Origin of the sequence: Clostridium beijerinckii (genome assembly GCF_008705175.1) — a bacterium.
Lineage (GTDB): Bacteria > Bacillota > Clostridia > Clostridiales > Clostridiaceae > Clostridium > Clostridium beijerinckii.
The window spans coordinates 2698290-2711761 of the sequence record NZ_CP043998.1; the positions used below are offsets into that span (position 1 = coordinate 2698290).

At 29.2% G+C, this 13472-nt stretch carries 11 protein-coding genes; 10 read left to right on the forward strand and 1 reads right to left on the reverse strand.

What is annotated here, in order from left to right; genetic code table 11:
* Positions 1-147 precede the first annotated feature (147 nt).
* The 3 genes from F3K33_RS12280 (at position 148) to F3K33_RS12290 (ending at position 2924) form a co-directional block, all read left to right on the forward strand.
* A complete protein-coding gene (locus tag F3K33_RS12280; protein WP_023976721.1) occupies positions 148-1389 on the forward strand; it encodes a M16 family metallopeptidase in 1242 nt (413 codons plus the stop codon).
* A gap of 35 nt (positions 1390-1424) precedes the next feature.
* Entirely contained in the window at positions 1425-2066 is a 642-nt protein-coding gene (recX, locus tag F3K33_RS12285; RefSeq protein WP_023976720.1) for a recombination regulator RecX, read from the forward strand.
* 138 nt (positions 2067-2204) lie between these two features.
* Positions 2205-2924, forward strand: coding sequence for a transglutaminase-like domain-containing protein (locus tag F3K33_RS12290; protein WP_039769764.1), 720 nt, complete (start codon positions 2205-2207; stop codon positions 2922-2924).
* Position 2925: 1 nt separating this feature from the next.
* Here F3K33_RS12290 and F3K33_RS12295 read toward each other — a convergent pair whose 3' ends face one another.
* Positions 2926-3282 (reverse strand): tetratricopeptide repeat protein, encoded by a 357-nt coding sequence (locus F3K33_RS12295; RefSeq protein WP_012058618.1) that lies wholly within the window; start codon positions 3280-3282, stop codon positions 2926-2928.
* A 216-nt stretch (positions 3283-3498) separates the two neighbouring features.
* Between F3K33_RS12295 and F3K33_RS12300 the strand changes: the two genes are divergently transcribed.
* The 7 genes from F3K33_RS12300 (at position 3499) to F3K33_RS12330 (ending at position 13359) form a co-directional block, all read left to right on the forward strand.
* Positions 3499-7812 (forward strand): 2-hydroxyacyl-CoA dehydratase, encoded by a 4314-nt coding sequence (locus F3K33_RS12300; protein ID WP_039769761.1) that lies wholly within the window; start codon positions 3499-3501, stop codon positions 7810-7812.
* A gap of 227 nt (positions 7813-8039) precedes the next feature.
* A complete protein-coding gene (locus tag F3K33_RS12305) occupies positions 8040-9080 on the forward strand; it encodes a phosphodiester glycosidase family protein (RefSeq protein ID WP_023976717.1) in 1041 nt (346 codons plus the stop codon).
* A gap of 92 nt (positions 9081-9172) precedes the next feature.
* Positions 9173-10240 carry a hypothetical protein gene (locus F3K33_RS12310; protein WP_039769759.1) on the forward strand — a complete coding sequence of 356 codons (1068 nt, stop codon included), beginning with the start codon at positions 9173-9175 and terminating at the stop codon, positions 10238-10240.
* A 193-nt stretch (positions 10241-10433) separates the two neighbouring features.
* Entirely contained in the window at positions 10434-11204 is a 771-nt protein-coding gene (locus F3K33_RS12315; protein ID WP_012058622.1) for a hypothetical protein, read from the forward strand.
* Positions 11205-11281: 77 nt separating this feature from the next.
* On the forward strand, positions 11282-12142 hold the full coding sequence (locus F3K33_RS12320) for a DMT family transporter (RefSeq protein ID WP_039769758.1): 861 nt from the start codon (positions 11282-11284) through the stop codon (positions 12140-12142).
* 142 nt (positions 12143-12284) lie between these two features.
* Positions 12285-12701 carry a flavodoxin gene (locus F3K33_RS12325; protein ID WP_023976532.1) on the forward strand — a complete coding sequence of 139 codons (417 nt, stop codon included), beginning with the start codon at positions 12285-12287 and terminating at the stop codon, positions 12699-12701.
* A gap of 22 nt (positions 12702-12723) precedes the next feature.
* Positions 12724-13359, forward strand: a complete 636-nt coding sequence (locus tag F3K33_RS12330; protein ID WP_039769757.1) for a DUF3793 family protein — start codon at positions 12724-12726, stop codon at positions 13357-13359.
* Positions 13360-13472 lie beyond the last annotated feature (113 nt).

The window sequence follows — 13472 nt, forward strand, 5'->3', positions numbered from 1 at the left end:
TTGATTATAGAAATTTACTTTTGTTTTGTGATATGATTATAAATGGCATATTTATACTTTAAAACGTGATTAGCATTACTAGTGTTATTTTAAATGAAAAGATCGCAAAGTATCAGGATATTTGATATGTAATTAGGAGAATAGTGAATGATAAAATTAAATTTTGATGTGAAGAGACATACACTTGAAAATGGCTTGGAAGTAATAACTATTAAGAAGGACACTCAAATTGCATCTATTAATATAGGAGTTAAGGTCGGTGCTCTATATGAGAATATGAAAGAAAAAGGTATAAGTCATTTTATTGAACATACTTTGTTTAAAGGAACCATCAATAGAACTGGTGAAGACTTAAATGATGAATTAGAGGCTTTAGGTGGAGAATATAATGCTTATACAGATTATGATGTTACGGTTTATACGATTAGCTGCTTGATTGAAGAATTTAGAAAAGCAACAGAGCTTTTGGCCGATATGATTGTAAATCCAACATTTGATAAAAATGAAATAGAAAAAGAACGAGGTGTAATTTTATCAGAAATAAGGATGAGCAAAGATGATATAGAGGATTTTAGTTTTAAAAATGTAAATAAACTTGCATTTAATAAAAGTGCTTTGAAATATGAAGTTACTGGACTTGAAGAGAATGTTTCTGGATTCACCAGAAAGAAATTGATGTCTTTTTATAAAAGGTACTATACACCAAAAAATTCTCTCATAACTATGGTATCGCCTTTAGAGCATGATGAAGCTATAAACTTAGTGAAAAACTATTTCAGTCAATGGGAAGGGCAAAAGCCGGAACCTATAAATATCATAATAGAAAAAAATAAAGAAATAACAGGAATAAGTTATAAGAAGGATATAGAGCAAAGCACTATAGTCTATTTATATACCTTCAATGATTTAGAAAAATCAAATGAACTTCCACTAAGAATTTTGAATCATAGACTTGGGGAAAGTTCGAATTCACTTCTTTTTAGAGAAATTAGAGAGAATAGGGGATTAGCTTACGATATTTATACTCATTTAGAAATAACCAATAATATAAAAACTCTCTATATATACACAGCAGTTAGTGAGGAAAACGTTGATGAAGCTAAAGCGGCCATTGAGGAAACAATAAAAAGCGTAGTTGATGGAAAGATTCAAATAGGAGATAGAGATTTAAATATAATGAAGAAAGTCCATAAGACAGCTGTAATATCAACATTAGAGGATTCATCTGAGTTATGCAATTACATGCTTCATCAGGCATTAGAGGGCGAGGACATATTTGAATTTGTTAAAGATATGGATAGATTAAATATGGTGGATATATTAAAGATTAATGAAGTTGGGAAAAAAGTTTTAAAAAGCCCAACGATACACATACTAAAGTCTAACTAGTAAATTAAATAATAAAAAAGGTGAAAGTTTTAACTATGGCGAAAATAACGAAAATAGAAATTCAAAAGAGAAACAAAGAAAGAGTTAATTTATTCTTAGATGGTGAGTATGCATTTTCTATTTCAGCAGAATTGGTTTATAAAGAAAGTCTTAAAGTAAATAGTGAAATAAATCCTGAGAAATTGAGGACACTAGCAGAAAGTGAAAACTTTATGAGGTGTAAGGAATCTGCTTTGAGAATAATAGAAAAAACATATAAAACCGAAAAAGAGGTTAGAGATAAGCTAAAGCTTAAAGAGTATGACGAATCATCTATTGACAAAGCTATTGAATTTCTTAAAGAATATAATTTTATAAATGATGGCAATTATACAAAAATTTTTATAAAAGATAAATTACGATCAATGGGAAGTCAGAAAATAAAATATACATTGCTTCGCAAAGGAATTTGCAAAGAAATCATTGATGAGGAATTATTAAATCTAGATAAAGAAAATGAAAAAGATGTTGCATTTGATATAGCACAAAAAAAATATAATTTAATAAAGAATAAAGAGACCGATACTTATAAAATTTCAGGAAAATTATATAGGTATTTAATTTCAAAGGGATATAATACAGAGGTTACTAGTCAGGTAATCAAAAAAGTTATGGCTGTAGACGTGAATGATTTTTAATAGTGTTTTTATATTTCGCTCGTTGAAATTCAAAGCACATATTTTAGATGTATTTTTAATATGCTTATGTTCTCATTTTTGATATAATTAGAATATACATTATAATAGGGTGAAAATATTATTTGTGGAGGAAAAATTATGAATGAAAATAAAACTATGTTAGTAGTTAATGGAATCATCTCAGGATGTATCCAAGTAAGTATCATAATTGCACTATTAGTCTTTCCTAGTATAATATTTAATTCCACGTCAGTTCAATCATTTACAGAAAATGTTCTTAAACAAGAATATTCACCAAGTGAAAATAGCAAGATTGTAAATAGTAAATTATTTAAGAACATACAGTCAATTAAAAATGCATCATCAAAAGAAATTATTATTTATAATGGAGTTACTATAGAAGACGGTATTAAATCAAATGAAGAAATTGATAATAAAGCGCTAAAATTAACTCAGGGCGCTAAAACTGATAGGGAACGAGCAAAAATATTATATAGTTGGATTGGAAGTAATATAAAGTACGATAATGAAAAGGCTCAAGAAGTTTTAAGTGGAGGCGACACTGAAAAAATGCCAGAAAGCGGTGCAATTCCAGCGTTCAGTAGTAGAACGGGTATTTGTTTTGATAAGGCATGTCTTTATGTAGCGATGTCTAGAGCTGCTAATCTTAAAGTTAGGCTTTTAGGAGGCCAAGCCTATGATGGAGAACAATATGTTGGCCATGCATGGAACCAAGTTTATTTAGCGGATGAAAATAAATGGATCAATGTAGATACAACCTTCTATGATGGAGGAAATTATTTTGATTCCAATTTATTTAATAAGCATGATGTAGAAGAAATTGCTGGTGAATGGTAAATTAGTTTGCTTTTTTAAATTTTGAAATAATAAGATCTATGGCCTTTTCACAATCTTTGTCATTAGGATCTATTGACCATGCTAAATTAAAGAAACGTAAAGCTGTATTAAAGCTTTCTTTCATGACATAGCAATATCCAAGATTAAAAAAGTATTTACTTTCATGCTTAAGAGAAATTGCTTTGTTAAGCATAATTATTGCATCATCAAATTTTTTGAGTTTAATTAAACAAACTCCACAATTATAGTATGAACAAGCCGTGTTTAAATTTTCTGATGCGGACTTTTTATAAAAATCCATGGCTTTTTCGTAATCCTTCATATTGTAAAATTTGTTTCCTTCAGTAAAATAATTCATTTGTGACCTCCAATAGCAAAATTGTAAATATTAACTTAAATTCTTTATAATTATAGACAATACTTTATATTAGTATACATATGGAAGTATTTATTAAGGCATAATCAAAAAAATAACAGACCAGTATGCATGAGGGATTATTTTCTTTCATGTGCTTAAGCTTTAAAATTATATAACCAATATGTACATTGAAAAAACAGAGTAGGTGAAATAAATATGATAAATTATAAAATTGGTTTAGATATAGGATCAACAACAGTAAAATTAGTGGTTCTTAATAATGAGAACATTTTAATATATAGTAAATATAAAAGACATTTTTCAGATATAAGAAGTACAATAATTGACTTAATAAAGGAATGCTATGATGAATTAGGGAATGTTAATTGCAAAATTAATATAACAGGATCAGGAGGATTGTCAGTATCAAAATGGCTTAATCTTGGTTTTGTACAGGAAGTAATTGCATGTTCAAAAACAGTTGAAACAATTATTCCTGAGACTGACGTTGTAATAGAATTAGGCGGGGAAGATGCAAAAATTACATATTTTAGAGGTGGAATAGAGCAACGAATGAATGGAAGTTGTGCCGGCGGTACTGGAGCTTTCATTGATCAAATGGCCATATTATTGAATACTGATGCAATGGGGTTAAACGAGTATGCTAAAGAATATAAAGTAATATATCCTATAGCATCAAGATGTGGTGTCTTTGCGAAAACAGATGTTCAGCCATTGATAAATGAAGGCGCTAAAAAAAGCGATATAGCCGCATCGATATTTCAAGCTGTAGTTAACCAAACTATAGGAGGACTTGCATGTGGTAAGCCTATAAGAGGCAATGTTGCATTTTTAGGAGGTCCTTTATTTTTCCTTTCAGAATTAAGGGAAAGATTTATTGAAACATTGAATTTAAAGGATGACCAAATTATTGCACCAGAAAATTCTCAACTTTTTGTTGCGATGGGAGCGGCTCTATTGTCAACAAAGGAAAAATCAACATCTTTAAAAAATATAGTAGATAAAATTTCTGATATTTCTAATATAAAGGATGATACTGAACCAAGACTTGAACCGTTATTTAAAGATAAAGAAGATTACAACAAGTTTAAAGAGAGACATGATAAAAATGTTGTAAAAAGGGGAGAGTTAAGGGAATATAAAGGACAAGCATTTTTAGGAATAGATGCTGGTTCCACAACTACTAAAGTAGCACTTATAGGTGAAAATTCTGAGCTTCTATATTCTTACTATGGAAGCAATGAAGGGAATCCGTTAAATAAAGTTGTAGAAATCATGAAAGATTTATATGAAAAGCTTCCAGAAACAATAGAGATTGCAAACTCTTCTGTTACAGGCTATGGAGAAGCGCTTATTAAAGCAGCTCTTCATATAGATATAGGAGAAATTGAAACAATTGCACATTATAAGGCTGCAGACCATTTCTTGCCAGGTGTAGATTTTATCTTGGACATAGGTGGACAGGATATGAAGTGCATAAAGATAAAAAATGATGCAATTGATGGAATACTTTTAAATGAAGCTTGTTCATCAGGATGCGGATCTTTTATTGAGAGTTTTGCTAAGTCTCTTGATATGAAGGTAGAGGATTTCGCAAAAGAAGCCTTAAAATCTAAAGCTCCAGTGGATTTAGGTTCTAGGTGCACAGTATTTATGAACTCTAGAGTTAAACAGTCTCAAAAAGAAGGAGCTGAGATTTCAGATATATCAGCTGGTCTGTCATACTCGGTTATAAAGAATGCTTTGTTTAAAGTAATAAAGTTAAGAGATGAAAAAGACATAGGTGAAAAAGTTATAGTGCAAGGTGGAACATTTTATAATGAAGCTGTACTTAGGAGTTTTGAACTTATATCAGGCCGAGAAGCAGTAAGACCAGATATCTCAGGACTAATGGGAGCATTTGGTTGTGCTCTTATTGCAAAGGAAAGATATATTGAAGGAGAAAAGTCAACTTTATTACCTAGAGATGGAATAGATCAATTTGAAATGACAGCATCATTTAGAAGATGCGGAAAGTGTGGAAATAATTGTTTGCTTACTGTAAATAAATTCTCTACAGATGAGGAGTTCATTTCAGGAAATAGGTGTGAAAGAGGGCTTGGAATAGAAAAGTCTAAGGAAAACAAACTACCAAATTTATTCGATTATAAATATAAGAGAACATTTGCCTATAAGCCTTTAAAAGAAGAAGAAGCTAAACGTGGAGTTATAGGAATTCCAAGAGTTCTTAACATGTATGAAAATTATCCATTTTGGTTTACACTTTTAACTAATTTAGGATTTAGCGTTAAATTATCAGCACCTTCAAGCAAGAAGATATATGAACTTGGAATTGAAACAATTCCATCAGAGTCAGCTTGTTATCCAGCAAAATTGGCGCATGGTCATATAATGAATTTAATAAATAGAGGAATTAAAAATATATTTTATCCTTGTATATCATATGAGAAAAAAGAGTTTATGGATGCTCAAAATCATTACAATTGTCCTATGGTAACTTCTTATCCAGAAGCAATAAAAAATAATATGGATGAATTAAAGGAAAATAACATTAATTTCATGGAGCCATTTTTATCTTTGGACAATGAAAAGGAACTTATAAAAAGAATAGTGGGTGAATTCAAGGCATTTAATGTAAGTATACAAGAGGCTAAAACAGCAGTGGAAGAAGCAATTAAAGAAAGAGAGAATTTCAAAAAGGATATTCAAAAAAAAGGTGAGGAAGTTATTTCATATCTAAGACAGAATAATAAAAAAGGAATAGTATTAAGTGGAAGACCTTACCATGTAGATCCTGAAATAAATCATGGAATTCCTGATATGATAAATTCTTTTGATATGGCTGTATTAACAGAAGATAGCGTATCTCATTTAGGAGTATTAAAAGATAAGCTTAGAGTTGTAGATCAGTGGATGTATCACTCAAGATTATACAGAGCCGCTGCTTTTGTTGCTGATGAGCCTTGTGTAGATATGATTCAGTTAAATTCTTTTGGTTGTGGATTAGATGCAGTTACTACAGATCAAGTTTCTGAAATTATATCCTCAAAAGGAAAGATATATACAGTATTAAAAATAGATGAAGGAAATAATTTAGGGGCTGCTAAAATTAGAATTAGATCATTAAAAGCTGCAATGGGCGAAAGAGAACGAAAAAATTATAAACCAGTTGAAGAACAAGTAGTATACAAAAATCCAGTATTTACACCAGAGATGAGAAAAAAACATACGATTTTATGCCCTCAAATGTCTCCTATTCATTTTGATTTGATTGAGACAGCAGTGAATGCATCAGGCTATAATTTAGAAGTTTTACCATCAATGGACATGAAAGCTGTTGATGAAGGATTAAAATATGTTAATAATGATGCTTGTTATCCATCAATTATAGTAATCGGTCAAATAATTGAAGCTTTAAAATCTGGAAAATATGATTTGAATAATACTTCAGTTATAATATCTCAAACTGGCGGTGGTTGTAGAGCAACAAATTATATTGGATTTTTAAAGATGGCTTTAAAGCATGCTGGATTTGAACAAGTACCTGTTATATCGTTAAATGCAGTAGGACTTGAAAAACAACCAGGTTTTAAGATTACTCCAAAATTACTTCATAAAGCTATTATGGCATTAGTATATGGAGACTTATTCATGAGAGTATTGTATAGGACAAGGCCTTATGAAAAAGTTAAAGGATCTGCTAATGATATTTATAAGAAGTGGAATGAAAAGGTAAAATTGAATTTAGTCAATGGAAGCAAGAGAGAGTTTAATAACAACATAAAAGAAATCATTCAAGAGTTTGATGAATTACCACTACTAAATGTTAAAAAACCTAAGGTTGGTGTTGTTGGAGAAATATTGGTTAAGTTCCATCCAACAGCAAACAATGATATTGTAGGGATTTTAGAAAATGAAGGAGCAGAAGCAGTTGTGCCAGATCTTTTAGATTTCTTTTTCTACTCAGCATTTGACGCAGACTTTAAAGCAAAATATTTGGCAGGAAGTAAGCTTTCAAAAAATTTATGTAATATGGCTATTTCGTATATTGAAACATACAGAAAAACTATGAAAAAACAACTAGAAAAAAGCGTTAGATTTTCTAAGCCAAAGCACATAAAAGAATTAGCAGGTATGGCATCACCTATACTTTCTCTTGGAAACCAAACTGGAGAAGGTTGGTTTTTAACAGCAGAAATGATAGAACTTATTGAGTCTGGTACAAGTAATATAGTGTGTCTTCAACCTTTTGCATGTTTGCCTAATCATGTTACTGGAAAAGGTATGATAAAAGCACTAAAAGAAAGATATCCAAAATCAAATATAGTGGCAATAGATTATGATCCTGGTGCCTCAAATGTAAACCAGTTAAATAGAATTAAGCTAATGTTGTCAGTTGCCTTTAAAAATTTAGGTGATGAACTTAAATATCATAAAAAACAAAATGAAAGTATTGTGGAGCAGCAATTTCATAATGAGGCAGGTTTAACACTTGAAGACAATATTTAATTAAATTGTGTTAAATTTAATGTTTTAGTTAGCATAATCATGTATTTATAATGCATAATGTACATAATTTATAATTAACGTACATTGTGCATTAAAGTTTTTGAAGGAATTTACATGTAATTGTTTTTATTACAATTATTGTTTTATGTTAGTTTTAGTTTATACAATGGTGATTGTACAGTTTTATAGGCTATTAAAATAATGTGCAATTTATTAGGAGGTAATCGATGGATACGCAAAGTAATCATCAAGAAAAAGAGGAAATTAAAAATAAAAAATTTAAACCGCTGGTATTCTTTTTGGGAATAGTATACATAATTATTTTTCTATGTATAAGTACGCCTCTAGTATTATTTTTTGGACCGTATGAAAATACAAGAAAAGTATTTGTTTCAACATTACTTGGAACAAGACATGCGTATCTATTAACTGATTTCATGTCTCAGGAAGAAATAAATAAAATCTTAGGAGTTAACAAAAATACAGAAGAATCGAAAGATGATAGTACCCAAAATACAGAAACAGACTTAAATAAAGTAAAAGTTAAATATACTAGTGGAAATGAAATAACTAGATATGATATACATACGGACAGATATAATGGATATATACTTGAAATAAAAAATCCATTAGGAGTTAAAGTTGCAATGACAAAATATTTAGGAAAAATGGGACAGAAAACCAGCGAAATGGCAGAAGAGAATAATGCTATTGCAGCTATTAATGGTGGATCTTTTGTAGATAAATCTTCTGATGGAACGCTTTATGCGGGAACTGGGGCAGAGCCAGGAGGATTTGTTATATCAGGTGGAAAAGTTGTATATCCTAAGAGCAATGTCAATAGGACTAATGTTGAAAATGTTATAGCCTTTACTAAAGGTGGTCAGCTTATTGTGGGAGATCATACTCTTGATGAGATTCAAAAGCTAGGAGTACAAGAAGCAATGTGTTTTAGAAGGCCTAATATTATTATAAATGGTAAGCCTCAAGTTAAAGATAAGACCTCTGATGGGCTTAATCCTAGAACCGCAGTGGGACAAAAAGAAGATGGTACAGTTATATTTTTAGTTATTGATGGGCGAAAAATTACAGCGCCTGGAGCAAGTTTGTATGATGTTCAAGAAATAATGTTAGATAGAGGTGCTATTAATGCGGGTGCTCTTGATGGTGGTTATTCTTCTACAATGTACTATAAGGGAGAAGTGATAAATTCGCCAAATGCTTGGGATGGTGAAAGATCTGTTGCCACAGCTTTTTACGTTGAGTAAAATAAATTTTATGAAAAATTATCATAATAAATATTACATATAACACAAAAGTAGAAGTGATTTTGAAGTATCTTTGTAGGAGAGGGTAGTTAATGAAAAACCTGATAAGAATAGTAGTGTGGACACTTATAGCGATAGTAATTCAACAAGGTATATTTTTATATGTAGAAAATATATATTTATCTTCAGATGTAAAAATTCAAGCTGAAAAAGTTGAAGAAAAGGAAACTCCAAAAGATAATAAGCAAAATGAAATTAATATTAAAGATGGGGTGTCTAAAGCATCAGTATCCTCAGATGGCAGATTTGTTGCTTATATAGAAAATAGTAAACTTAAGGTATTAGATAGCAATGATAATAGTGAAAAAGAATTCCAATGTGATAATGGCGGAGATGTAGTGTTCTATAAATGGTTAACAAATGAAAACAATATAATAGTTATACAAAAAGTGCAAAAAAAAGGAGGAGCTTATTTTGAGCCAGTCTCTTTTGATGCAAAGAAAGGAGAAACACGACAACTTGCAGATTTTAATTTAAATGAGTTGAAAATAGATACAAGGAATACAAGCGATAAAGTAGGTAATGTAGTATTTTCTACTGCAACACATAGTCTTTACATAAAAATTGATAAAGCGAATGGAAAAAGTGATCTATATTATGCTAATGTAATGAATCAATTAGAGAAAGTCAGATCAAATAAAGAAATTGGAAATATAGTGGTTCCTACTACAAGTACAAATGCGGTAATGGAAATGGGGAATGGAGCAACCATATTAAATAGTCCCAATAACATAGAAATACCAAATGCAAAAGTTATAAAAATACTAGGCAGTGATATTAATGACAATGTATATTTTGGTGAAGAAGTTAGCGGCAATATTACTAAAATATATTATTCAGCATTAAACGAAGGAAAAATAAAATGGAATATGCTGATTTTATCGAAGCCAGTAAGTAAGGAAGATATAATTGTAGATTATTCAGGAAAGGTTTATATTAATGATAAATCTGCTGAAAGTGTTTTAGAGCTGATTAGTAAGAAGACAATTAAGTATGAAGGAGATCTTTTGCAATCTTATTCTAAAGGGATTATTTCTATAAGTGGAAATAAGTTAACAAAGTACGAGATTGGAGAAAACAGAATTTCGATTAAGCAATAATATGCTTAATAAAAATTACTTTGCTAAATAATCATGATTTTGATAATACAAAAATATAAGAAATTTTTGTATTTAAGGATCTATCATAATAAGATATAATAATTCATATAAGTTTTAAAAGAATAAAATATAAAAAAAGTCATATAATTAAATTTATGTAAATATAAAATCAATGGTAAAAGGGGTGGAACTTATGGATAAAAGTAAAAAAAATAAGTTAATTGGAACAGGAGTTATTGTTGGATCTATGGCAGCATTAAGTGGTGCTATAGCAATGGGTAAGAGATTTAGAAATAAAAAGATAAAAAAAATCATTGATATTAAGACATATTCAACAGGTATAATAAGGAGCTTTGGTACTTTATATTTAAATGATGAAAAGCAAAAGGTGCCAGGAGATTTCTTGCAGTTCAAAGATATTACTTCATTTGCAGGCCAAAAAATAGAAATTAAAGATACTGATAAAGATGATGATTATAAATTGTCTTGGATAGAGATAAATGATGCTGGAAAGAAATTATTGATTTGTGATAGAAATATTTTGAAAAATATTTCATGGAATGAACTAAATGATCAAAATTTAGTTTTTGGTAAAGTAGTGATAGTAGAAGGAGAAAAATACATCTTAAGGCTCTTAACTGGATATAGTGAAAAGAAAAATTATAAGAATAATGAATGGGATAAGTATATAGTAAATCCTAATAAAATTGATGGACTTCCACCAAGTGAAGATTATGATGTAGATAATAATATAAAGAAATTTGATGATGAGAAGATTAATGGAAATAATAATGCTTTATGGCATTGGTATAATTTCTCATCTTTCACTCAAAGCGAAGGCTTAAGAAGTGAAAAATTCTGTATAATAAGAGGATATTATTCAACAACATATTCTAAACAGTCAGTTAAGGACTTAAAATATGAAACTGTAGGGTATAGACCAGTTTTAGAATTGATTGAATAAAATATAAGCGTGTGAGCACTTATTAATAGTAGCTTATGCGCTTTTATACTAATAAATATATACTAATAGGAGGACAAATGAAATTAACAAATTTAAGTAACAGAAAGAAAGGAATAATATTTATAACTGCATCTGCATTTGGGTTTGCAATGATGTCAGCATTTATTAAGATTTCTGGTGATTTGCCATCATTTCAAAAAACTTTTTTTAGAAATATAGTATCACTCATGGTGGCATTTGCACTAATATCAAAACATAGAGGAAACTTTTTTGGACAAAAAAATAATCAAAAGACATTATTGCTCAGGTCGATATTTGGAACCTTAGGAATTTTATTTAATTTTTACTCTATAGATAAATTAGTTCTATCAGATGCTAATATGCTAAATAAATTAAGCCCTTTCTTCGTAATTATTTTTTCGGGAATATTTTTAAAAGAGAAAGTGAATATAAAACAAATTATAGCAATAATTATAGCCTTTGTAGGAACTTTGTTCATAATAAAGCCTTCTTTAAACTTAGAAATAATGCCTGCAATAGCTGGAATTTTAGGTGGTGTCACTGCAGCAGCAGCTTATACATGTGTTAGAGCTTTAAGTGGAAAAGAACATCCAGAAACTATTGTATTCTATTTTTCTTTTATTTCTAGTGTAATTACTTTTCCATTAATGATAATATACTATGAAAATATGAATATAATGCAACTTATCTATTTGCTTTTAGCTGGTATTTTTGCAAGTCTTGGACAATTTGGAATAACTTTAGCGTATAAGTATGCACCAGCAAAAGAAATATCAATATTCGATTATACAAATATAATTTTTTCGGCAATAATAAGTTTATGTTTATTTGGAATACTTCCTGATTACTTAAGTCTTGTGGGATATATTATAATCTTCAGTGCATCCTTATATATGTTTGTATACAATAAAGATTGATTATAAATAATATAAAAAATATTAGTTAAGGAAAAAAATATAAAATTTATTAATAAAACTTGACAAAAGTGGTTATATATAATATTATCTAATTGAGAATGATTTTCAAGATTATTTAAATAAATAGGGAGTGGTATAAGTAATGAAAATAGTATATTGGTCAGGAACAGGAAACACAGAAAAAATGGCAGAATTAATTGCAAAAGGAATCATAGAAAGTGGGAAAGATGTTAATACTATAAATGTCTCAGATGTAAATATAGACGAATTACTAAATGAGGATATACTTATTCTAGGTTGTTCAGCAATGGGAGATGAAGTATTAGAAGAGTCAGAGTTTGAGCCATTTATAGAGGAAATTTCAACTAAGGTATCAGGTAAGAAAGTTGCGCTTTTCGGTTCTTATGGTTGGGGCGATGGAAAATGGATGAGAGATTTTGAAGAAAGAATGAATGGATATGGTTGTGTTGTAGTAGAAACACCATTAATAGTTCAAAATGAGCCAGATGAAGCTGAACAAGATTGCATAGACTTTGGTAAGAAGATTGCTAATATATAATTAAATTTGGTGGTGATATGATATGAAATATCTAGATTTTTACAAAAGATTAGATTTGATGGATGAGAAGGAATATATAGAAAATTTCTTGGTATATAATTCATCATTAGTTATCGCAGGAGTTAAACCGGCTGTAACTATAAATTTGAAAAAAAGTAATGAAAAGATGTATATTGGCTGGAATGACTTCGGAAAAAAATTTATAAAGAATATAAATCTAAAATTCATAGAGTTAAGAGAAAATAATGATTGTATGATAATAATGATTTATGATGAAAATATATTAGAAAAAGAGTTAAATAAAAAATCACATATAGATTTTTTAGCAAACATAGGGTATCCTTCCCAAATAAAAATAGATAGATATATTGATACATTAAAATTTAGATATAATAAATATCACTGCCCTCATGAGCTTGGATTATTCCTAGGAATACCATTTGAAGATGTTAAAGATTTTATGGAATGTACTACTAAAAAATGTTTACTATGTGGATACTGGAAGGTATATAACGATAGTAAGAAAGCAAAGATGATTTTTAACGCATATGACACAGTTAAAGAATATACAATAAATAATATGCTTGAGGGAAGTTTATCGCGTGACCTCGCTTTAAGCATAAAAAACTCCTTTTATAAAAATGCTTTATACATTTGATTATAAAAATTGTATTTAGCAAATAGATAATTTAGATTATTAGAATTGATTAATATAATTAAAAAAGTTTTATCAAAATTTTGAATACAAAATAAAATATTCTTGGTAACGCA